The organism is Mesorhizobium sp. CAU 1732, from assembly GCF_039888675.1.
Lineage (GTDB): Bacteria > Pseudomonadota > Alphaproteobacteria > Rhizobiales > Rhizobiaceae > Aerobium.
This window is the reverse complement of the sequence record NZ_JBDQQR010000003.1, coordinates 381,895-405,115: the sequence shown is the minus strand read 5'-3', so window position 1 is coordinate 405,115 and position 23,221 is coordinate 381,895. Positions and strand designations below refer to the sequence as shown.

Annotated in this window: 17 protein-coding genes; 6 read left to right on the top strand and 11 right to left on the bottom strand. The window is 63.4% G+C overall.

Annotation, left to right across the window (positions count from 1 at the left end):
• Positions 1-2: 2 nt before the first annotated feature.
• Positions 3-995, bottom strand: coding sequence for an alpha/beta hydrolase (locus AAFN55_RS23540; RefSeq protein WP_347801417.1), 993 nt, complete (start codon positions 993-995; stop codon positions 3-5).
• 369 nt (positions 996-1,364) lie between these two features.
• Here AAFN55_RS23540 and AAFN55_RS23535 point away from each other — a divergent pair, with 369 nt between their 5' ends.
• Positions 1,365-1,832, top strand: a complete 468-nt coding sequence (locus AAFN55_RS23535) for an Hsp20 family protein (RefSeq protein ID WP_347801416.1) — start codon at positions 1,365-1,367, stop codon at positions 1,830-1,832.
• 79 nt (positions 1,833-1,911) lie between these two features.
• Here AAFN55_RS23535 and AAFN55_RS23530 read toward each other — a convergent pair whose 3' ends face one another.
• Positions 1,912-2,307, bottom strand: a complete 396-nt coding sequence (locus AAFN55_RS23530) for a nuclear transport factor 2 family protein (RefSeq protein WP_347801415.1) — start codon at positions 2,305-2,307, stop codon at positions 1,912-1,914.
• Positions 2,308-2,579: 272 nt separating this feature from the next.
• On the opposite strand from AAFN55_RS23530, the gene AAFN55_RS23525 reads away from it, so the two are divergent.
• Entirely contained in the window at positions 2,580-3,740 is a 1,161-nt protein-coding gene (locus tag AAFN55_RS23525) for a helix-turn-helix transcriptional regulator (protein ID WP_347801414.1), read from the top strand.
• 28 nt (positions 3,741-3,768) lie between these two features.
• On the opposite strand, the gene AAFN55_RS23520 is transcribed toward AAFN55_RS23525, so the two are convergent.
• Positions 3,769-4,818, bottom strand: coding sequence for a low specificity L-threonine aldolase (locus AAFN55_RS23520; RefSeq protein WP_347801413.1), 1,050 nt, complete (start codon positions 4,816-4,818; stop codon positions 3,769-3,771).
• A 498-nt stretch (positions 4,819-5,316) separates the two neighbouring features.
• On the opposite strand from AAFN55_RS23520, the gene gltB reads away from it, so the two are divergent.
• Together gltB and AAFN55_RS23510 are read left to right on the top strand one after the other, a co-directional pair.
• On the top strand, positions 5,317-10,047 hold the full coding sequence (gene gltB / locus AAFN55_RS23515; protein ID WP_347801412.1) for a glutamate synthase large subunit: 4,731 nt from the start codon (positions 5,317-5,319) through the stop codon (positions 10,045-10,047).
• Between the two features lie 68 nt (positions 10,048-10,115).
• On the top strand, positions 10,116-11,570 hold the full coding sequence (locus AAFN55_RS23510; protein WP_347801484.1) for a glutamate synthase subunit beta: 1,455 nt from the start codon (positions 10,116-10,118) through the stop codon (positions 11,568-11,570).
• Between the two features lie 16 nt (positions 11,571-11,586).
• Here the strand turns inward: AAFN55_RS23510 and AAFN55_RS23505 are convergent, their stop codons facing one another.
• Positions 11,587-12,813 carry a DUF459 domain-containing protein gene (locus tag AAFN55_RS23505; protein WP_347801411.1) on the bottom strand — a complete coding sequence of 409 codons (1,227 nt, stop codon included), beginning with the start codon at positions 12,811-12,813 and terminating at the stop codon, positions 11,587-11,589.
• Between the two features lie 26 nt (positions 12,814-12,839).
• Positions 12,840-14,063, bottom strand: coding sequence for a lytic murein transglycosylase (locus AAFN55_RS23500; protein WP_347801410.1), 1,224 nt, complete (start codon positions 14,061-14,063; stop codon positions 12,840-12,842).
• A 198-nt stretch (positions 14,064-14,261) separates the two neighbouring features.
• Between AAFN55_RS23500 and galU the strand changes: the two genes are divergently transcribed.
• Positions 14,262-15,140, top strand: coding sequence for a UTP--glucose-1-phosphate uridylyltransferase GalU (gene galU / locus AAFN55_RS23495; RefSeq protein WP_347801409.1), 879 nt, complete (start codon positions 14,262-14,264; stop codon positions 15,138-15,140).
• A 14-nt stretch (positions 15,141-15,154) separates the two neighbouring features.
• Here the strand turns inward: galU and AAFN55_RS23490 are convergent, their stop codons facing one another.
• Positions 15,155-16,474 (bottom strand): outer membrane beta-barrel protein, encoded by a 1,320-nt coding sequence (locus tag AAFN55_RS23490; protein ID WP_347801408.1) that lies wholly within the window; start codon positions 16,472-16,474, stop codon positions 15,155-15,157.
• A gap of 474 nt (positions 16,475-16,948) precedes the next feature.
• Here AAFN55_RS23490 and AAFN55_RS23485 point away from each other — a divergent pair, with 474 nt between their 5' ends.
• Complete coding sequence (locus tag AAFN55_RS23485; RefSeq protein ID WP_347801407.1) at positions 16,949-17,947, top strand: KpsF/GutQ family sugar-phosphate isomerase; 999 nt, start codon at positions 16,949-16,951, stop codon at positions 17,945-17,947.
• Here AAFN55_RS23485 and AAFN55_RS23480 read toward each other — a convergent pair.
• From AAFN55_RS23480 to AAFN55_RS23460, 5 genes are all read right to left on the bottom strand, one after another.
• Positions 17,944-18,411, bottom strand: coding sequence for an NfeD family protein (locus AAFN55_RS23480; RefSeq protein WP_347801406.1), 468 nt, complete (start codon positions 18,409-18,411; stop codon positions 17,944-17,946). The two genes, AAFN55_RS23485 and AAFN55_RS23480, sit on opposite strands and share 4 nt — an antisense overlap.
• 35 nt (positions 18,412-18,446) lie before the next feature.
• On the bottom strand, positions 18,447-19,400 hold the full coding sequence (locus tag AAFN55_RS23475; RefSeq protein WP_347801405.1) for an SPFH domain-containing protein: 954 nt from the start codon (positions 19,398-19,400) through the stop codon (positions 18,447-18,449).
• 124 nt (positions 19,401-19,524) lie between these two features.
• Positions 19,525-20,733 carry an FAD-binding oxidoreductase gene (locus AAFN55_RS23470; RefSeq protein WP_347801404.1) on the bottom strand — a complete coding sequence of 403 codons (1,209 nt, stop codon included), beginning with the start codon at positions 20,731-20,733 and terminating at the stop codon, positions 19,525-19,527.
• 61 nt (positions 20,734-20,794) lie between these two features.
• Positions 20,795-21,859: a ferrochelatase gene (gene hemH / locus AAFN55_RS23465; RefSeq protein ID WP_347801403.1), complete on the bottom strand. Its 1,065-nt coding sequence runs from the start codon at positions 21,857-21,859 to the stop codon at positions 20,795-20,797.
• A gap of 90 nt (positions 21,860-21,949) precedes the next feature.
• The gene (locus AAFN55_RS23460; RefSeq protein WP_347801402.1) at positions 21,950-23,203 is read right to left on the bottom strand and encodes an AMP-binding protein; all 1,254 of its coding nucleotides are present in this window, start codon (positions 23,201-23,203) and stop codon (positions 21,950-21,952) included.
• Between the last annotated feature and the right edge of the window lie 18 nt (positions 23,204-23,221).

Genomic DNA, 23,221 nt, shown 5'->3' with positions numbered 1-23,221 from the left:
AGTCAGGCGTTGCCGGGGATGAACGCGTCGAAGGCCGCGAAGAACTGTTCGCGATAGACGTCTGCTTCCTGGAGAAGTTCGTGCCGGGCGTGGTCGATCGTCAGCGCGGTGCCGGTTCGCAGCCGCAGGGAATAGCGCTCGGTGGCGGTGGTATCGACGACTGTGTCCGCGCCAGCCGCAACGATCAGGACCGGGATTTTGAGGCTGGCGATGAAATCGTCGTCGCGGACGCGCTCGCAGGCAATGCAGGCAGCGCGCACCCACGAGGCGGTGGCGCCGCCTATGCCCAATGACGGATGCTGGCGGTAGATTTCGACATTGCGGGCGTAGCGGCGGGCGTCGCTGGTGAGCACGTTCACGTCGAACGCTGCCGGCGCGCGATTTCGGCGTGAGCCGCTCAGATAGACCGAGCCCAGCCCGACCGCGTGGAGCAGGCTCGATATCCGCCGCGCATTGTCCATCGAGAAGGGCAGGCCGTGGAACGACAACAGCGGCGTGCTGAGCACCATTCGCTGGATACGATTTGTCAGAACAGGTGTTGCAAGCAGCGCAATCAGCGCGCCAGTCGAGTGGGCCAACACATAGTAAGGACCCCGGCAGTCGGGCAGCACGATCTGTTCGAAGAATGGATCGATGTCGGAGACATAGGTCATGAAATCGTCGATATAGCCGCGCCGTGGATCGCGGGTGAGACGATCCGAGGCACCCTGTCCCCGAAGATCGAAGATCGCGGTGCCGAAGCCCCGCCCCGCAAGGTCGCTAATCGTCTCGAAATACTTCTCGATGCACTCGTTGCGGCCCGGAATGATAATCACGGTGCCTTTCAGAGGGCGACTTGTGGCGGCGAAGCGGGCGTAGCGGATGCGCTTTCCGTCCGGCATCGTCAGCATGTCTGCGTAACCGTGCGCGGGAGCGGGATTGCCTTGTGTCTCGAAAAGCTGCGCAGGCATGGAGTGCTGGCTGATCCCGACCGGAGTGACGCTGGTGACCGTCATAGAAAGCGCGCAGGTCGAATGCAAATGGAAAGGCCGGAAGAGCCTTTCGGACTGCTTCCGGCCTTCTGTCGAACCGGGAGGAAGGGACGATACACCCGGGTCGGCCTCGTTGGCGGCCGTCTCGTTTCGGCCGCCTGTTCGAATTCGATGATTGGAGATTAGGCTTTGCCGCCTGAACGCGATCCGAAGGGACGGTTCATCCTGCGTTCATGTTCGGGACGTGCCGGCGCGTCTTGAAATGACTTTCGGGAGCCCCCAAATCTGGGTTGCGGCCGCCGATGTCGGGGCCGCTGGACTTCGGGAGATGCCAGAACGGATCTCTGCGCGAAGCTCATACGCAAACACTTGTTGCTCACAGGAGAACATCCCATGCGTCACGTTGATTTTACGCCGCTCTATCGCTCGACCGTCGGCTTCGACCGTCTCTTCACGATGCTCGATACGCTCGCTCAGCCTGATAACGGCCAGACCTATCCGCCCTACAACATCCAGCGCACCGGCGAAGACGCCTATCGTATTTCCATGGCCGTCGCAGGCTTCTCGGATGCCGAGATTTCGATCGAAGCCCACCGCAACGTGCTGACGATCAAGGGTGAGAAGACCGAAGAGCAGGCCGAGGGTAGCGAGTTCCTGCATCGTGGGATCGCAGCGCGTGCTTTCGAGCGCCGCTTCCAGCTTGCCGATCATGTCGAAGTGAACGGTGCGGAGCTGAAGAACGGGCTTCTGCACATCGATCTGACGCGCAACATTCCCGAGGAGTTGAAGCCGCGTCGTATCGCGATCGCTTCCACCCCCGCGAAAGCCAAGCAGATCGAAGCCCAGCCTACCGTGAACTGATCGCAACGGTTCAAGCATCGGAGACGGCGTCCGCAAGGGCGCCGTTTTCGTTTGCGGGCTGGGGCGCGCTAGATGGTGGCTATTTCTTGGACTGGATCAGATCGGCGTGACGGTGCACGAGCTTCCACGTATCGTCTTCGCGGCGGAAGAGTTCGGTTATCCTGAGCTCGAGCGGTATGAGACGTCCCTCCATATCGACGGTCGCCCGCTGGAAACCCGACCAATGGGCAATGTCACCGCTTTCCGCAGCGTGGACGATCTCGATCCTGCTTTCGCTCTTCGGCCCGAACGTGCCTTCACTGTTCGCGTAGGATTTGCGGACTTTCTCCGCACCCAGAGCGATCTGCCCGTAGGGCCCGAAGAAGCTTGCCGGTTCGTTTGCGGTGCTCAAGGCGAGAATCGGGCCCGAGTGTCCCCGGCAGAAGGCCAAACCGGCGGACTCTCGCACCTTCAGGAACTCCAGGAACGTCTGCACTGTGCTTCCCCCCAACATAGGCACTTTCGGCGCGCGCCGCGCGCCCCAGCGTCAGCCGACTTCTTATCGGCAGCGACATCTGTGTCACCTGAAACGCTCGACGGAAAGTGGAATTTCTATCGCTCGTGCCTCCATTCAAAGGCAGTGGGTGAACGTAACGTAACCGGTTGCAAATCTGCACGCCCTGCGCGAGTATTTTCACCCCGGGTGGCAAGGTGGAACTGCCGGTCATAAAGCCGCCAGGTCGGATCGCTTGCGGTCCAGGAGGGCACATGGCCGCTTCTGTCGAGCAATTCTCATCGCTGGTGTCGCGGATATACGGCGCCGCGCTCGACGGCGGCCTGTGGGAGTCGACGCTCACGGCGCTGTTGGATGCACTTGGCGGGCACGGCGGAGCGTTGCTCCTCGCCGAGTCCGGATCGCGCAGGTTTCGCAGCACCGCGATCGGCATGGATGGCGCAGGCGTGATGGCCTATGAAAGTCACTATGGCCGTATGGATCCGGTTCCGTCGATGTTGATCGCGGCACGTGTCGGCAACGTCTTTTCTGGATCCCATCTGGCCACCCCGGGCGAACATCGGCGCACCGAATTCTACACCGACTGGGCCAAGCCATTCGGCACGGGCGACGGGCTGTTCGCGAGCCTTACAAAGAGTGACGGCGGCCTGAACTGGTTCTGCTGCAATGCGCCGTTGCGAGACGAGCCCTTCGCGACGCCCGAAAGAATGCGGTTGCTGCAGTTGCTCGTTCCACATCTGCAGCAGGCGTTGGCCGCGCAGCATCGATTGGCCGACGCCGCCAATGTCACGCATCGTGCACTCGATGCCTATGAACATATGCGCCACGGCGTCGCGTGGGTGTCGCCCGGCGGGAAACTGATGCATGGGAATTCCGCGGCACTCGATCTGTTCCGATCAGGCAGCGGATTGTCGCTTGCCGCAGACGGTCAGTTGCGCGCCGGAGGGGATGAGGTGAACGCGTCATTGCGCAGACTTATCGGTCTTGCCGCCAGCGGCGATGGTGATGGCATCAAGTCCGCAGGCTTCCTGTCTGTTCGGCGTTCGCACGGCGGCTCGCCGCTGGCAGTGCACGTCCTGCCTGTGTCGGCGGAAGCGCACTGCATGGACGGTCATGTGCCGGGGGCGCTCCTCATCGTTGTCGATGTGGATGAACGGGGCGAGAGCCGGCCCGAAATTCTGCAGGATCTGTTCGGACTGACCCGTTCCGAAGCGATGGTCGCGACGGCAATGCTGTCCCATGGCTCGCTTGAGGCAATCGCGGTCGAACTCGGTGTGTCACTGGCGACGGTCCGGACCCATTTGCATCGCGTCTACAGCAAGGTCGGCGTCAACCGGCAGTCCGATCTCGTGCGAGTGGTCCAGACCGTGCACGCGGATCTCCGCCAGCGGCCGCATAACGGTTTTCCAAGCTGATTCTCGACCTGCGCCCTCTCACCGGGCCTCAGGCGATCAGGTCGCCAATCTGGTCGACGTGGTCTGGCGTCGTGGCGAAGCTGGTTACGAAACGACACATGGTCTCGTCTTCCGCGATGCTTCCCGCGAAGCCAAAAGGCGGGTGCCACGGGTAGAAGGCTGCGCCTTGCGCGCGAAGCGTCTCGACCGTTTCCAGCTTGATGATCGGGAAAATTTCGTTCGCTTGCGGTTCCCAGCCCAGCCAGGCCTTCGATGAGGCTGCCAGATGGCCGGCAAGGCGGCTTGCCATCGCATTCGAGTGGCGCGCGGTTTCGAGCCACAGATCGTCCGCGAAATAGGCTTCGAACTGGGCGGCGATGAAGCGCGACTTCGAGAAAAGTTGCGCTGCCCGCTTCCTGATGAACGGGAAATCATGCGCTTTTGCGGGATCGAGGAACACGACCGCCTCGGCACACCAGCAGCCGTTCTTCGTGCCGCCGAAGGAAACGATGTCGACGCCACGCTTCCACGTCATCTCGGCTGCGGATACGTCGAGCGAAACAAGCGCATTGGCGAAGCGCGCGCCGTCCATGTGGAGCTGGAGGCCGTGCCGCTGCGCCACGCCGGCGATCGCGTCGATCTCATCGAGGCTGTAGACGGTGCCGATTTCGGTCGCCTGTGTGATCGAGACCGCCGCCGGCTGGCCCGCGTGAACGAATTGCGGCGGGTAGCGCCCGATCTCTGTTTCGAGCGTGGCGGCGGCGATTCGGCCCAGTGTGCCATCCACGGGCGAGAGGCGTCCGCCGCCTGTCAGGAACTCCGGCGCTCCGCCTTCGTCCGCGATCATGTGCGCCTCGCGATGGGCGAAGGCGACGCCTCCCGGGCGGCTCACGGCGCTCATGGCGAGCGAGTTGGCCGCCGTGCCCGTGCCGACGAAAAAGACCGCAACGTCGCGCTCGAAGATTTTGGAAAATGTCTGCTCGACCTGCTTGTCGAGATCGCTGGACCCGTAGGCTGGCGAGAAGCCCGAGGCGTGGCGGGCAAGGCCCTCGACGATCTTGGGGTGGGCGCCGGCCCAGTTGTCGGAAGCAAAGAACATGAGAAAAATCCAGACCGTCGATTGATTGAGCGCGGCACTTTGTACGCGCGATCGCGCGCGAGGCAACCCGGCCATCCGGCACATCGCTACAATTGCATGGCGTCTGCCCGGCTTTCGGCCGAAAAAGGTCGCTCGCATGGCTTGCGGCGCAATAAAATTACGCATTGCGCCGAATTTTTTTGCACATCCGTCTTGTCTGCGCTTAACCTTTATGGCATATCGAAACTAGGACAGCATTGCTGTCTTAATTAATGCACCCCTCGACTGCCGGATTTGGCTTATGATAACAGCCTGTCCGGCTTTTGATGCGAGCAGGGCCTGTCGGCCGCCCGCCATTTGCGCGGCAGCCATGGGCTCCACCAGGGATGCGCCGCCGCAAAGGCATCGCGACCCTGGACGGCCTTTCGCAAGATAGCCGATAGAATGCCGGAAGTGCGCCATGTCGTGCCTGCCGGAAGATTGCTACCGCCCTGCATGGGCTCAACGGAGGACGAGGCGATGACCGATCTGACGCCATCTGTAACGACGGGACAAACCCCGGCCGCGCAGACGAAAGCGGTTGTCGCCAAAACGAATCCGCACGCGATACCCGGCCTGCCTACCGCTCGCGGTCTCTACGATCCCCGCAATGAACATGACGCCTGCGGTGTCGGCTTCATTGCGCAGATGAAGGGCGTGAAGTCGCACGATATCGTCAAGGACGGGCTCTTCATGCTCGAAAACCTGACGCACCGCGGCGCGGTGGGTGCGGACCCGCTGGTGGGCGACGGCGCAGGCGTGCTGGTTCAACTTCCGGACCGCCTTTTCCGCGAGGAAATGGCCAAGCAGGATATCGAACTGCCGGTGCTCGGCCAGTACGGCGTCGGCCACTGGTTCATGCCGCAGGATCAGGCGACGCGCGATCACATCAAGGAGATCGTCCGCGAGTCGGCCCAGTCCGAAGGCTTGCCGCTCATCGGCTTCCGTGACGTGCCGGTCGACAACTCGTCGCTCTCGAGGGCGCCGGAGATCGTCGCCGCCGAACCATTCCATTGCCAGGTCTTCATCGGCCGTCCGGCGGAAATCACGGATGACGAGGAATACGAGGCGCGCCTCTATCTCCTGCGCAAGGTCATCTCAGGCCGCATCTATGCGGAGAACGAGAACAGGGACATCGGCGCGTATTGCGTGTCGCTGTCGGCGCGGACGATCGTCTACAAGGGCATGTTCCTGGCCTACCAGGTCGGCGCCTATTACAAGGACCTGACGGATCCGCGCTTCGAGACCGCGCTGATCCTCGTCCATCAGCGCTTTTCGACCAACACCTTCCCGTCGTGGAAGCTCGCCCACCCCTACCGCATGGTCGCGCACAATGGCGAGATCAACACGGTGCGCGGCAACAACAACTGGATGGCCGCGCGGCAGGCCTCGGTCGATTCCGAGCTGTTCGGCAACAACATCTCGAAGCTGTGGCCGATCTCGTATGAGGGGCAGTCCGACACGGCCTGCTTCGACAACGCGCTCGAGTTCCTGTTCCAGGGCGGCTACACACTCGCCCATGCGATGATGATGCTGATCCCGGAAGCCTGGGCCGGCAACAAGCTGATGGGGAACGACCGCAAGGCGTTCTACGAGTATCATGCTGCGCTCATGGAGCCGTGGGACGGTCCGGCGGCAGTCGCGTTTACGGACGGCCGCCAGATCGGCGCGACGCTCGATCGCAACGGGCTGCGTCCGGCACGCTACATCGTCACCGACGACGACCGCGTCATCATGGCGTCGGAAGCCGGCGCGCTGCCGGTGCCCGAGGAGAAGATCATCAAGAAGTGGCGGCTCCAGCCGGGCCGCATGCTGTTGATCGATCTCGTGAAGGGCCGCATCATCTCCGACGAGGAGATTAAGTCGGAAATCGCCACCAAGCACCCCTATCGCGAGTGGCTTTCCAACACGCAGCTCATTTTGGAAGACCTGAAGCCGGTCGAGCCGCGCGCGCTGCGCAAGGACGTGTCGCTGCTCGATCGCCAGCAGGCGTTCGGCTACACCCAGGAAGACACCAAGATCCTGATGTCGCCGATGGCGACGACGGGGCAGGAAGCCGTGGGCTCGATGGGAACCGACACGCCGATCTCGGCCATGTCGGACAAGTCGAAGCTGCTCTACACCTATTTCAAGCAGAACTTCGCGCAGGTCACGAACCCGCCGATCGACCCGATCCGCGAAGAGCTCGTCATGAGCCTCGTCTCGTTCATCGGGCCGCGTCCGAACATTTTCGACCTCGTCGGCTCGTCGCGGCGCAAGCGTCTCGAGGTTCGCCAGCCGATCCTGACCAATGGCGATCTGGAGAAGATCCGCTCCATCGGCCACACCGAGGACCGGTTCGACACCAAGACGCTCGACGTCACCTATTCGACCGCCGAGGGCGCGGCCGGCATGCCGGCAGCGCTCGAACGCCTGTGCGAGCGCGCTGAGGCGGCGGTTGCGGGCGGCTACAACATCATCATCCTGTCAGACCGCCAGGTTGGGCCGGACCGGATCGCGCTTCCCGCGCTTCTGGCGACGGCTGCCGTGCATCATCACCTGATCCGCAAGGGCCTGCGCACCTCGGTCGGTCTCGTCGTCGAATCGGGCGAGCCGCGCGAGGTCCATCATTTCTGCTGTCTCGCCGGCTATGGCGCGGAAGCCATCAACCCGTATCTCGCCTTCGACACGCTGCTCGACATGCACAAGCGCGGCGACTTCCCACCGGAAGTCGATGCCTACGAGGTCGTCGGCCGCTACATCAAGTCGATCGGCAAGGGCATCCTCAAGGTCATGTCCAAGATGGGCATCTCGACCTACCAGTCCTATTGCGGGGCGCAGATTTTCGATGCGATCGGCCTGAACACCGAGTTCGTGGAGCGCTATTTCACGGGGACGGCGACGACCATCGAAGGCATCGGCCTTGAACAGGTCGCCGGCGAAACCGTGAGCCGTCACAACGAGGCGTTCGGCGACGATCCGGTCCTCCGCCACACGCTGGACGTCGGCGGCGAATACATGTTCCGCATGCGCGGCGAGGCCCATATGTGGTCGCCCGACGCCGTGGCGACGTTGCAGCATGCCGTGCGCAAGGGCTCGTGGGAGACCTTCAAGGAATTCTCCACGCAGGTCGACAGCGAGGCGGCGCGGGCCAAGAGCATTCGGGGCCTCTTCCGGATCAAGACGGCCGCCGATGTCGGCGCGACCCCTGTCCCGATCGACGAGGTCGAATCGGCCGCCGATATCGTGAAGCGGTTCTCCACCGGGGCGATGTCGTTCGGGTCCATCAGCCGCGAGGCGCATTCGACGCTCGCCATCGCCATGAACCGGATCGGCGGCAAGTCGAACACGGGCGAAGGCGGCGAAGAGCCGGATCGCTACAAGCCGCTGCCGGACGGATCGCCGAACCCGGAGCGCTCGGCCATCAAGCAGGTGGCCTCGGGCCGCTTCGGCGTTACCACCGAGTATCTCGTCAACTCCGACATGATGCAGATCAAGGTCGCGCAGGGCGCGAAGCCCGGCGAAGGTGGTCAGTTGCCCGGCCATAAGGTCGATGCGACGATCGCGAAGACGCGGCATTCGACGCCGGGCGTCGGCCTGATCTCGCCGCCGCCGCATCACGACATCTACTCGATCGAGGATCTCGCGCAGCTCATCTTCGACCTGAAGAACGTGAACCCTGAAGCTGCTGTGTCGGTGAAGCTCGTTTCAGAGGTCGGTGTCGGCACGGTTGCGGCCGGCGTCGCCAAGGCGCGCGCCGACCACATCACCATCTCCGGCTATGATGGCGGTACGGGCGCATCGCCGCTCACCTCGCTGAAGCATGCCGGCAGCCCGTGGGAAATGGGTCTGGCCGAGACGCACCAGACGCTGGTTCTCAACGGCCTGCGATCACGCGTGGCGTTGCAGGTCGATGGCGGGTTGCGGACGGGTCGCGACGTCATCATCGGCGCGCTTCTGGGTGCCGACGAGTTCGGCTTCTCGACCGCTCCGCTGATCGCGGCGGGCTGCATCATGATGCGCAAGTGCCATCTCAACACCTGCCCCGTGGGCGTGGCGACGCAGGACCCTGTCCTGCGCAAGCGCTTCAAGGGCGCGCCTGAGCATGTCATCAACTACTTCTTCTACGTGGCCGAGGAAGTGCGCGCGCTTCTGGCCGAGATGGGCGTGCGCCGTTTCGACGAGATCATCGGCGATACGGATCGCGTCGAGAAGCTGCCGGTGATCGAGCACTGGAAGTCCAAGGGTCTCGATTTCAGCCGCATCTTCTACAAGCCGGAGGCGGCGAAGGAAGACACGTACTGGACCTCGACCCAGAAGCATCCGATCGACGACGTTCTGGACCGCAAGCTCATCGAAGAGGCGGCACCCGCGCTCGAGCGCAGGGAAGCCGTCAAGATCGAGATGCCGATCCGCAACGTGGATCGCTCCGCGGGCGCGATGCTCTCGGGCGCGGTTGCCAAGCGTTTCGGACACAAGGGGCTCAAGGAAGACACGATATCGGTGAAGTTGACCGGCACTGCCGGGCAATCCTTCGGCGCGTTCCTGGCACGCGGCGTCTCGTTCGAGCTTGTCGGCGACGGCAACGACTATGTCGGCAAGGGCCTGTCGGGCGGCCGCATCGTCATCCGCCCGCCGGACGATTCCAAGATCGTGCCTGAAAAGTCGATTATCGTCGGCAACACGGTGCTGTACGGCGCGATCGAGGGCGAGTGCTATTTCCGGGGTGTGGCGGGCGAGCGCTTTGCCGTGCGCAACTCGGGCGCGGTGGCTGTCGTCGAAGGCGTCGGCGACCATGGCTGCGAGTACATGACGGGCGGCGTCGTCGTCGTCATCGGCCAGACGGGCCGCAACTTCGCTGCCGGCATGTCGGGCGGTGTCGCCTATGTGCTGGACGAAGACGGCGACTTCGCCAACCGCTGCAACATGGCGATGGTCGAGCTCGAGCCGGTTCCCGAAGAAGACGAGATGCTGGAAAAACTCCACCATCACGGCGGCGACATCGCGCATAAGGGCCGCGTCGACGTGTCGGGCGACATGACCCGCCACGACGAGGAACGTCTGGTCCAGCTCATCTCGAACCACGTGCACCATACGGGCTCGACATGGGGCAAGCAGATCCTCGACGCCTGGGCGGACTTCCGGCCGAAATTCCGGAAAGTGATGCCCGTCGAGTACCGCCGCGCGCTCATCGAGATGGAGCGCATGCGCATGGGCATCGCCGCCGAGTAGCAACGCAGAGACAATCATGCCTCGAAGCGGCCTGATGACGGCCGCTCGGCATGAGTGAAGGGACGAAGATGGGCAAGGTTACAGGTTTTCTCGAGATCGACCGGCAGGTGCACAAGTACCAGCCCGCTTCCGATCGCATCAGGCACTTTCGCGAGTTCACGCTTCCGATGTCGGAGCCCGAGGTCGAGAAGCAGGCGGCACGCTGCATGGATTGCGGCATCCCCTACTGCCATGGCCCCACAGGGTGCCCGGTGCACAACCAGATTCCAGACTGGAACGACCTGGTCTACAATGGCGACTGGGAAGGTGCGATCCGCAACCTGCATTCCACCAACAACTTCCCGGAATGGACGGGCCGCATCTGCCCCGCGCCGTGCGAGGAAGCCTGCACGCTGAACCTCGAGGACATCCCGGTCGCGATCAAGACCGTGGAACAGGCGATCGCCGACAAGGCCTACGAGCGCGGCTACATCCGGCCGATGCCTGCTTCTTCCAAGACGGAAAAGCGGGTCGCGATCATCGGATCGGGACCGGCCGGCATGGCGGCTGCGCAGCAGCTCGGCCGCGTCGGGCACGATGTCCATGTCTACGAGCGCGAGTCCAAGCCGGGCGGGCTGATGCGCTACGGCATTCCCGACTTCAAGATCGAGAAGCGCTACATCGATGCCCGCGTTGAGCAGATGGAGGGCGAGGGCGTCACATTCCACTGCGGCGTGAATGTCGGTGTCGACAAGCCCACGGCCGAACTGATGGCCGAGTATGATGCGGTGCTCTATTGCGGCGGCTCCGAAACGCCGCGGCCGGCCGGTATTCCCGGCGCCGACCTTTTCGGCGTGCATGACGCGATGCCGTATCTCGTCCAGCAAAACCGCCGCGTCGGCGGTGAGGATATCCAGTCGGTCGCCTGGGCTGCCGACCCGATCCTCGCAGGCGGCAAGCATGTCGTCGTCGTTGGTGGCGGCGATACCGCGTCGGATTGCGTTGGAACCTCGTTCCGCCAGGGCGCCGTGCGCGTCACGCAGCTCGATATCCGCCCGCAGCCGCCGGAGAAGGAAGACAAGCTCACCGTGTGGCCCTACTGGGCGACGAAGATGCGCACCTCGTCGAGCCAGGCGGAGGGTGCGGAGCGCGAGTTCCAGGTCGCGACGCTCGAATTTCTGGGCGAAGACGGCGTGCTCACGGGCGTGAAGTGCTGCGAAGTCGATGACAGGCGCAAGCCGATCGCCGGAACCGAGTTCGTGATCCGGGCGGACCTCGCGTTCATCGCCATTGGCTTTGCCGGACCGGCTGCGGACAGCGTCGTGAAGGAACTGGACGGCCAGATGGCGGTCGAAGTCGACAGCCGGCGCTCGACCAACGTCGTCGCCAACGATCGCGACTACAAGACCAGCGTGGACAAGCTCTTCGCCGCCGGCGACGTGCGGCGCGGTCAGTCGCTGGTTGTGTGGGCGATCCGTGAGGGACGTCAGGCGGCGCGCGCGATCGATGAGTTCCTGATGGGATCGAGCGTCCTGCCGCGCTGATTGCGAGGCAGGGCTCTTACCTCGTAACCGACGTGGTGCGTCCCGGGTCGGTCGCAGCCGTGGGCGAGGGCCGTCTCGAGAAGTCATCAGCACGGCCGGGTTCGGCATCCGGCGCAATACCTTCGCGGATCAGGCGCTCGGATGGGGTCTTCGCCTCTCCGCGCCTTGGCGCTATCGATGCGCCAAGCAGATCGGGGCCACCATCCAGTTGATAGTCGTCGATGCCGATGGGTACGGTGCGGTCGATCTCGGGCAGGTCGGCACCACCGGGCATCGGGCCCTGGATCTGGCCGGGCAGCCGCGCGAGATTGGCTGGATCATCGGGCGTACCGAGGATGCGGTTGAGCGGCTTTTCGGCGTAAAACGCCATCTTGCGGCGACCCTGCCGCGTGACGTTGATGCCGTCGCTGGCACGAAGCTGCGCCGGCTGTCCGTTCACGTCGGGACCACTTGCGACAAATGTACCGGTCTCGTCGACGAAACCGTCCCAGATGTCGACATACTCGCCGCCATTGTCGGTCACGATGCGGCGATAGATATCGTTGAACGCAACCATGTCGGACGACATGGAGCCAGCCTTGAAGGGGAGGTTGCCGATCCAAATCAGGGGGAGTTGCCTGTCTCGAACGGCCTTGACCAAGGTGGTGACCCGGCGTTCATACTCGGCGGTCCAGACTTGGGAACGGGGCTGTTCGCGGTTGTCCTGCACACGCATCTGCTGGCGGTCGTTTGACCCGAGCATGATGACCACGACCGCGGGCTTCTCCGCGTCGATGACCGAGCCGATCTGGCTGGGCCAGTCGTAGTAGTCGTCACGAACCAGCCCGGACGAACCGTTCGACCGATCGACGACGAGGGCATTGGCATTCTCGCCAAAGGCGACGGTCAGGCCATCGGCCAGTCCGCCGGCCAGGAAGTCGCCGACGACGAGAATACGCTTGGCGTTCTCGGCTTTTTCGACCACGGGTTTTTCGGGCACGGCAACCACTCCGGGTTGCGCGCGACGGGTGGTGGCCGGCGCACGCCTGGCCGGTTGCTGGACGCGCTCCCGCGGCACCGCACGGTCCTGCCTCTGGCGCTCCGCTGGGCGCTGGAAGAAGAAGCGCAGGATGCCGGTGCCGCCTTGCCGCTCGCCGGCCTGTTGAGCTAGCGCGAAGGACGGCGATCCCGGCAGTGCCGGCAGCATGACGACGAGCGCCAGGGACAGACAAAGCAATTGCCCCAGTCGCCCGAATGCCGCCATTGCTGCCTTCATCTCAGTCCCGAGCCTTACTGGCCTCTCAGCCGCGACAGGAGTTCCTTGCTTGGATGGCCGTCCTGCTCCATGCCAAGGCGGTTCTGTATCGCCATGATGCCCGCGCGCGAACCGCTGCCGATCTTGCCATCGATCTTGCCGTCATAATAGCCATGCGCCGACAGGTGCTTCTGCAATTCCTGCGTCTCGCCGAAGGACAGGCGCGTGAACGGCCTGTTCCAGTCGCGGACGAGGCCGCCATGGCCGGCGATCTCGTCGGCAAGAAGACCGACGGCAAGTGCGTAGCGATCCGAATTGTTGTAGCGCTTGATGACGTTGAAGTTCTTCACCATCAGGAAGGCCGGTCCCTCGCGCCCGTCGAGCACCTTGAGTTCCGAACTCTGCGACGGAGATGGGAACGGCTTGTTGCGGGCGCGTTTGACGCCGATCGAATCCCACTTCGACAGAGACATGGACCCAGCGGGGAACTTGCGTCCTGCCGGCAGTGTCACTTCGTAGCCCCAGGTCGCGCCCGACTGCCAGCCATTCTGGCGAAGCAGGTTTGCGGCCGTCGCGAGGGCGTCGGGGACCGAGTTCCAGATGTCGCGCTTGCCGTTGCCGTCAGCATCGACCGCATAGGCGAGATAGCTGGTGGGGATGAACTGGGTGTGGCCCATCGCGCCGGCCCATGAGCCCGTCAGATGGCTTTCGTCGATATCGCCGCTTTGCAGGATCTTCATCGCCGCGACAAGCTGCTGCCGGCCGAACTTCGCGCGGCGCTTGTCGGCATAGGCGAGCGTTGCCAGTGAGCGGATGACGTTGCGCATCACACTCTCATTCTTGAGGATTTCGCCGTAATTCGATTCCATCGACCAGATAGCCAGGAGAATGTGGCGATCGACGCCGTAGGCGCGCTCGATCCGGTCGAGCCAGGGCTTCCACTCGCGCGCCATCTGCCGACCGACCGCGATGGAGTTCTCGTTGACGCGATTGTCGAAGTAATCCCAGACAGGCGCCGTGAATTCGGGTTGGTAACGTGCCTTCTCCAGAACTTCCGGGTCGGGCGCGGAGACGTTCCTGAAGGCGCGATCGAAAGTCGAATTGGAAATCCCATTGCTGGCAGCAACGCCCCGGAAATCCGCGACCCAGCGCTGGAATCCGGCATCCGCGAATGCATGAGACGGGACGAGCAGGCCCAGCGCGACCGTGGCCGCCATGAAGGGCGCAGCAAAACGTCTTGCAGGTGAGCGAGCGATCATATGTGCCTCCTTTTGCTTGCTGGAACCATTCATCGACCATCTAAGTTAGTAAACGGTTTACCATGCCCCCTGCGATCACGCGATCTCACGCCACTGAACTCCTCCCAGGCCCAGAAACGGTGCAATATTTATCAATAACGGCGTGATAGTGTCGCACCCATCGTGAGCCTGTCCAAACATACAAGATCGTGAGCGAGAATGACAAAAGTAAGAAAAGCGGTTTTCCCCGTTGCTGGACTGGGCACGCGATTTCTTCCGGCAACGAAGGCCGTTCCGAAGGAGATGCTGACTGTCGTCGATCGACCCGTCATCCAGTATGTCGTCGACGAGGCGAGGGCCGCCGGCATCGAGCACTTCATCTTCGTGACCGGTCGTAACAAGACCGTGATCGAGGATCATTTCGACATCCAGTTCGAACTCTACGACACGCTCGAGCACCGCGGCAAGGTGGAGCAACTGGAGCGGCTTCGTTCCATGCAGCCGGCTCCCGGCGAGACAAGCTTCACCCGCCAGCAGGTGCCGATGGGCCTGGGCCATGCGGTCTGGTGTGCCCGTGATCTGGTGGGCGACGAGCCGTTCGCGCTGCTGCTTCCGGACATGATCATGCAGTCGGACGAGAGCTGTCTCAAGGGCATGGTCGATCTCTACGCGCAGACCGGAAACAACATCGTTGCCGTTCAGGAATGCGACCCGGCCGAGACACACAAATACGGCATCGTCGCGAAGGGGGCGGATGTGCATACGGGCTTCGAGATTTCCGACATGGTCGAAAAGCCGGCGAAGGGCACCGCGCCGAGCAATCTCTACATCAACGGGCGGTACATCCTGCAACCGCAGATTTTCGATCTTCTGGCCAAGCAGGAGCGTGGCGCGGGCAACGAAATCCAGCTCACCGATGCGATGCTGAAGCTCGGCAAGGAACAGCCGCTCTACGGCTATCACTACCGTGGCGAGACGTTCGACTGCGGCTCGCCTGACGGGTTCGTGGAGGCCAACATCGCATTTGCGATGCAGCGCGCCGATCTACGCGACGTGGTGATCAACACCGTGAACAGGCTGTCAGCCAGGAAGGGCTGACCTTCGATCGCGGGTCAGCGCTGCAACGTCATGCCGAGGAAGACGCTCGTCGCGTCATAATCGCGATCGTCGATGCTGCTGCGCTGGACTTCGTGGCGGGCTCGTCCCGTCACGCCGACGAAGCGGTTCATCCACCATGTCAGGCCGAGTTCGCCGCTCAGGATAAGGTCGTGCTCGCTGCTGCCGGAATAGTCGCGCCAGTCGAGCCCGGCCGATGCCGTGCCGGTGAGGTTGGCGCGAAGCTCGCGCCGCAATGCCAGACTTCCCGAATAGAGAAGCGAGCCCGGATCGCCAGCCGTGGTGGAGCCTTCGACGGTCGTCGCGCCGTTGAGCTCGACGATCGTGCCGCGAACCGGCGACCATTGCAGGTTGCCGGCGAGCGCCAGACCGGAGATCGAGGACAGGCGATCGTCGTCGGGACGTTCTTCGAGCCAGCCGATCGAAAATTCGCCCGTCGTCTTTTCGCTCAGGTCGAGTTCGACGCCGCCTCGTATTGCGTAGCGATCGGCCGACCGGGCGAAGCCGTCGCGGTCGAATTCCTCATCGTAGTTGCGTCGTCCGATCTCGGCTTCGAGGAACGGCGTGATCGCGGGCGACAGTTCGAAGCCCGTGCGCAACGCGACCGTGGACAGGACCGAATCGCGATCCGCCTGGGAGATCACGCCGCCGCTCGACAGATCGGCATCATCGTAGAGATTGCGCTCCACCGCGCCGGTCACGCCGAGCTTGAGGCGGCCCAGTTCACGCGACACGCCGGCACTGCCGCTGAACGTGTGGCGGAGCGGCTGCGAAACCGTGCCTTCGATGAAGGTCGGTGACGAGGCCGATTCCGGCCGGACGCGATAGGCGACGGACCCGGTCGCTTGCCATTGGTCGCCGAGATCAAGCCTGATGTCGGCGCTGATCCCGCCTTCGAATTCATCGATCTCCTCGCCAGACAGCGATTTGCGGTAGATTCCGTCTGCCTGGAGCGCGGCGCTGTGGCGCGACCAGTCGGAGATCGCGTTGAGGCGCAACGCGGTTTCGGAAAAGACCGAACTTCCGCCACCTGGACTGGAACTGCCATTGGTCGTGGCGCCGATGCCCTGCTCAAGCCTCGGCGTGAAGACGAATGTGCCGAGCCGCATGCCGAGTGGTGCATAGGGGTCTTCTTCCGGCGTACGCGCGAGGCCTTCGATCGCACCGATACGCTGGTTGTCCCGCGTCATGCGCGTGTTGCGGTCCTCGTCGGCCAGGTCGATCTGTTCCGCGCGCACCGTGCCGGTCGTGAGGTCCTCTTCGGGCTCAGCCGCGGCGGTCGGGCTTGCCGCTTGCGTCGTTGTTCTGCCGCTCATCTGCTGTTCGGCGGCGTCCAACGCTCCCGGCTGTTCGTCCAGGGCGTCCAACGGGTCTGACGCAGAGTCGTCCAAGATTGCGCGCGAGCCTATGGCTTCGTAGGGTGGCGCATCGAGGGTGCTTGCGCCTCCGAGCGGCGACGTTGCTTGCGTGTTGTCGTTTCCAAGCAGATCGCCGATGCGTCGATCGAGCGCCGACCCACGCATCTCCGGCTGCTGCTGCGCCCATGCAAATGCAGCGCTGCATGCCAATGCGGTCGCCGCCAGCGTCAGAACGCCGGCGCGGCGTCGCGTCGGAAATCTCAATGACGGATGTCGTGCCATTGCTGCCTGGTCGATAGGGACGCGGAAATGCGCCGAAACTTTACCGGACCGTAAACAAGGTTGGTTAATGGAAGGTTGAACGTCCGATCCGAAGCCCGGTTGAGCAGTCAGGATTGGACAGCGCCAATCGGACGCGCTAATCGCTTCGCCATGCAGAGAAAAGCGATCACCAAGCCCCTCGACACAGCCCTCGTCAGCGCCTCGGCGCTGCGCACGGTCCGCACCGAAATGAGCGGGCTTACGGCACTTGCAACAGCGCTCGAAAACAATCTGGCGGAGCCGTTCGCGGAAGCGGTCGAGACGATCGGCAGCATCACGGGCCGCGTGATCATCACGGGCGTCGGCAAGAGCGGGCATATCGGCTCGAAGATCGCCGCGACGCTCGCTTCGACCGGCACACCGGCGTTCTTCGTGCATGCGGCGGAGGCGAACCACGGCGATCTCGGCATGATCGCGACCGACGACGTGATCGTCGCCCTGTCCTGGTCCGGGGAAACGGCGGAGCTCAGGGGCATCGTCGCCTATGCACGACGCTTCGCGATCCCGCTGATCGCCATCACGTCGGGTATCGACTCCGCGCTTGCGCGCGAATCCACCATCGTGATTGCCCTGCCCAAGGCGGCCGAAGCCTGTCCGCACGGCCTAGCCCCCACGACATCGACCCTAATGCAACTCGTCGTCGGCGATGCTCTGGCGATCGCCCTGCTCGAAGCACGCGGTTTCACTCGCGACCATTTCCGCACCTATCATCCGGGCGGAAAATTGGGAGCGAGTCTCATCAAGGTCGGCGAGATCATGCATAGCGGCGACGAGCTTCCGCTGGTGCGCAGCGGCACGGGCATGCGCGAAGCGGTTCTGGAAATCTCGCGCAAGGGTTTTGGCTGCGTCGGCATCGTCTCGGAGGATGGTGTTCTTCAGGGCATCATCACCGATGGCGACCTGCGCCGTCACATGGACGGCGACCTGCTTTCGCGGACCGTCGACGAGGTGATGACCCGCAACCCGAAATGCGCCGAGCCCGACGATCTGGCAGGTGCGGTGCTGCAACTGGTCAACGCATCCTCGATCACGACCGTGATGGTTGTCGAGGACGGCAGGCCCGTCGGCCTCGTTCACATGCACGATCTCTTGCGGATCGGCGCAGCCTAAGCGTCCACCTGCTCGACGGTCAGTTGACCGCTGCTTGCAGCAGTGACCCGCACGCGCGCGCCTGCGGGCAGATCGGGACCGGACACGCGCCACAGCGTGTCGCCCAAACGGATGCGCCCGCGGCCTTCGCGGATAGCCTCTTCCAGCGTGGCGGTGCGGCCAACCAGTTGCTGGTCGCGCTGGTTCAGGAGCGGCTGGTCGGTGTCGCCAACCCGGTCATTCCCGTAAAACCGCCTGCCGACGAGTGCCGAGATGACCGACAGAACCAAAAAGGTCAGGACCTGGATTTGCCAGATCCAGACGCCGGTGTCCCAGAGCTGAAGCGACAGGGTTCCCGTCAGGACGGCCGCGATGCCGAGCCAGAGCAGGAAGACGCCCGGCACCAGGATCTCGAGCGCGAGCAATGCCGCGCCGAGAACCATCCAGTTCCAAGGTCCCAAATCCGCAATCCATTGCGCGATCATCGCCATGCTCCGACATCAGCCTCCGCGACTCGTTTTCACTTTTGGTCCGACCCGGCGGCGGGCGGGCGCGAGCCTCCGCGAATGGGGGTTGGACGCTGCGACTGATCGCCGAACACTTCCTTCGCGATGGCGCCGATGCCGCCCAGCGAGCCGATCAAGGACGATGCCTCCATCGGCATCAGGACGATCTTGCTGTTGTTGGCCGAGCCGATCTTGGCCATCGCTTCGGTGTACTTCTGTGCGACGAAGTAGTTGATCGCCTGCACGTCGCCCTTCGCGATCGCCTCGGACACGACCTGCGTTGCGCGCGCCTCTGCCTCGGCGGAACGCTCGCGCGCCTCTGCGTCGCGGAACGCTGCTTCCTTGCGGCCTTCGGCTTCGAGAACCTGGGCCTGCTTGAGGCCTTCGGCTTCGAGGATTTGTGCGCGCTTGTTGCGCTCGGCCATCATCTGGCGGCCCATCGATTCCACGAGGTTCGCCGGCGGGTTGATGTCCTTGATCTCGACGCGCGTCATCTTGATGCCCCATGGGCTCGCCGCTTCATCGACGATGTGGAGCAGCCGGTCGTTGATCACGTCGCGGTTCGACAGGAGTTCGTCGAGATCCATCGAACCCATGACCGAACGGATGTTCGTCATGGTGAGGTTGAGGATCGCGTTCTGGAGCCCGGAGACCTGATAGGCAGCCTGCGGCGCGTTCAGCACCTGATAGAAGGCGACGCCATCGACTGCGACGATCGCATTGTCGCGGGTGATGACTTCCTGGGTCGGCACGTCGAGCACCTGTTCCATCATGTTCATCTTCGCACCAAGGCGATCGATGAACGGGACGATGATGTTCAGGCCCGGCGAGAGCGTGCGGGTGTACCTGCCGAAGCGTTCGACCGTGTAGTTGTAGCCCTGCGGCACCGTTTTGATGCCTGCAAAGATCAGCAGCAGGACCAGAACGACCAGAACGGGGATCAGAATGTCGAAGCCAGTAAACGGCATGTGTGCCCTCCAGGGATTTCCGCAACGCCGAAGCGTTGTGCAACGGTTCGGCGGGTTTAGCCTGAGGAGGACTTAAGTATGTTTTGGCGGCATGACAATGATGTGTATGCGCGCACCCTAGGATTCAGGACATTGCGAAGAGATCGGCGTCCGTGTCCTTGCCGCCGTCGAGGTCCGTGCGGATGATTTCTGCCGCCACCCGCGAATAGGTGATGCCATTGCCGCCATAGCCCATCACCGCAGTGATGCGGGGTCGCCGGGGAATGCGGGAGATGTGGGGGAGGCCGGTCGCCGTCGTGCCGAACGATCCCGCCCAGGTGAGCTCGGCCTTGGTATCTATCCCCGGCATTCGCTTCGCGAGCTTCTCGGAAATGCGCGCGGCTTTTTCGGCGATCAGCTCGTCTCGCGCATCCTCGTCGGAGAACTCCTCGTCCTCGCCGCCGCAGATGACCCGCCCATCCGCCGTCGTTCGCATGTAGAGGTAGGGATCGGATGCCTCCCAGACGAACGCCTCGCGCGGCCACAGATTGCGCTTTTGCGGCGCCGTCGCGATCGCCCAGGTGGAAATGACGCTGTGCTTGGCCTCCGCTACGACCGCAGCCAGTTCGTAGCCGGTCGCAAGCACGACGTGGCCGGCCGTGATGGTGGGGCCGTCCTTTGTCGCGACGGTCACGGCGTCGCTGGCGTGCTCGAATTCCGTGGCCTCGACGGGTGCATAAAACCGCGCGCCACGCGCGGCCGCGATGTTGAGGAGGCCTGCGGTGAGCTTGCGCGGGTCGAGCGCGATGTTGTCTTCGCTGATGATCGCGCCATCGCCCTTGATGCGATAGCCCTTCTCCAGTTCGCTGGCGGTGAGATAATCCGCATGGACGCCGGCCGCGCGGCGCGCTTGCGCTTCCGCGCGCAGATCGCTGATGCCCATGACATTGCCGGCCACGTAGATGGAGGGGCGAGGGGCCTTGTTGCAGGCGATGCCCAGGCGATCGATATGCGCGCCCAGATTGGCGACGGCCAGCCGCGAGCGACGCCATGCGCGAACGGCCTTCTCCTTGCCGATGAGGTTGGAGAGCGTCGTCAGAGGCTGGTCGATCTCATATTGCACGAGCGCGGTGCTGGCCGGTGTCGAGCCTTTCAGGGGACCGCGCCGGTCGATGGCGATGACGGAATGTCCGGACGCCGTCAGCGCCTCGACGATCATGGCCCCGCTGATGCCCATGCCGACCACGAGCACGTCGGTCTTGACGTCGCGGCTCAGCTTCGATGTCGGCACGGCTGGCGCGCGGTAGGAGAACCAGACCGGACGTCCGGTGCGCAGGTCGAGTTTACGGATCATGGCTGGCGGTGCTCTCGTTGGCGAACAGCAACGTGCGCCGAAGCACAAGCGTTCCGTGCGGTCAGACCCAGCCGGACAGTTCGTTCCTGACCAAAGCCTCGATCACCATCATGCCTTCATCGCTGTCATTGAGGCAGGGTATGTGGAAGAACCGCTCGCCGCCCGCGTGCATGAAGATTTCGCGGACTTCGCCGTCGATCTCCTCGAGGGTTTCGATGCAGTCAGCCGAAAACCCTGGATTGACGATCGCGATCTGCTTCACGCCTTCCTTCGCCAGCCGCTCGACGGTCTTGTCTGTGTAGGGCTGGAGCCATTCCTGCGCGCCAAAGCGCGACTGAAATGTCGTCATCAGCTTCCTGTCGTCGAAGCCGAGCCGTTCGCGCAGAAGCCGCGTCGTTTTCTGGCAATGGCAATGATAGGGATCGCCGCGCTCGAAATAGGCTTTGGGAATGCCGTGATAGGAGGCGAGGATCACTTCCGGCTCGAAATCCAGCGTAGCAAGGTGACGCTCGATGGAGCGCGCAAGAGCCTCGATGTAGACCGGTTCGTCGTAATAGGGCGGCACGGAACGAACCGTAGGCATGTGCCGGATTTTCATCAGGGCGCGATAGAATTGGTCGTTTGCAGTGGCCGTCGTCGTCGCCGAAAATTGCGGATAGAGCGGAAACATCACGATGCGGTCGCAGCCCTGAGCGATCAGGGATTCCACGCCGCTCTTCATCGACGGGCTGCCATAGCGCATGCCCCATTCGACCACGAGGCGGGTGTCGGCCTTCAAGGCTTCGCTCAGGCGCTCGGCCTGGCCGCGCGTGATGGTGCGCAGCGGAGATTCGTCACGCTCCCTGTTCCAGATCTTTTCGTAGTTCTTGCCGGATTTCTGCGGACGTGTCGTGAGCACTGCGCCATAGAGGATCGGATACCAGATCGCCTTGTTGAGCTCGATCACGCGGGGATCGGAGAGAAATTCGCGCAGATAGCGCCACATCGACTTGTAGTCGGTGCCGTCCGGCGTGCCGAGGTTGGCGAGCAGGACGCCGATCTTTCCCGTGCGCACGACTGGGTGGCCGGTCGGAAGCGGGCCGATCGCTTTCGCCTGTTCGAGATCCAGCGTTGTGCCGATGTCCATGCCAGCCACTCCTTGCAGTTGGCGGGAAACTAGCCATCAGACCTTGCATTGCAAGGGGATCGCTTGACGCACCTTGCCGATCCGCGGATTTCAGCTCGCGTAATCGCGCTCGTCCGAGATGACCTTCCCGTCATTGGGAAGCGATCCCTGTTCGGCCAGATGAACCGAACCGCCGAGCTTGGTGATCTCGCGCAGCGACGTCTCGATCGCGCTGACGTCGGGAACGGAACCCGATGCGGGTTCGACATGCAGCGCCATTGCATCGCGCGCGCCGTCGCGCAGGACGACCAGCCGGGCTTTCTTTATATCGGCATGACGCTTGACCAGATCGGCAATCTGCTTCGGATCGACGAACATGCCCTTGACCTTGGTGCGTTGGTCGGCGCGGCCCATCCAGCCGGCGAGGCGCGTGCCGGTACGGCCGCAGGGCGACGGGTCAGGCAGGATCGCCGAGAGATCGCCGGTTCCAAGCCTCACCAGCGGGTAGGCGGGATTCAGGCTCGTGACGACGACCTCGCCCACTTCGCCGTCCGGCACGGGATCGCCGGTACCCGGCCTCACGATCTCCACGACGAGGTTCTCGCTGACGATCATGCCGGGATTGGGCGTGCCGTCAGGGCCGGCGCTTTCATAGGCGATCACGCCGAACTCGGCGGTCGCGTAGCATTGGAACACCGACACGCCGCGCGAGCGGTATTCCTCGCGCAGCGACGGAAACAGTGCACCGCCGGACACGAGGCCGAGCCTGATCGACGATACGTCCTTACCGGTCTCCTCGGCGCGGTCGAGTATCGCTTTTAGGAAGTCGGGAGTGCCGCAATAGACCTTGGGGCGCAGCGCTACGGCGGCGTCGACCTGCATATCGGTATTGCCCGTGCCCGCAGGAAACACCGTGCATCCCAGCGCGCGTGCGCCTTCGTCCATGATGAAACCCCCGGGCGTCATGTGATAGGCGAAGGCGTTGTGGACGATGTCGCCCCGCCTGACGCCCGCCGCAAAAAGCGCCCGGGCCGATTGGCCCGGATCGACCATAAGGCCCTGCGGTTCCCAGATCGGCCCGGGAGACAGGAAGACGCGACCGCCGGGAAGGTGGCTTGCGCTGGCAAACTCGCCGAAGGGCGGCCGCTGCGCCTGCATGTCCATGAGTTCGGTCTTGCGCAGGACCGGCAGGCGAGCGAGCGCAGCCCGGGAATTGATGCTTGCCGCATCCACATCCTTCAGCCAGCGACCAAGGCCCGGCACGTCCTGCCTGGCGAGGCTGAGAAAGGCAGGCAGGCGTCGAAAGAGATCACGCTCGCGCTCATCAGGTGAACGCTGCTCCAACTCGTCGAAGAACGCGGCCATCAGTCCTCCCTCAGCCTT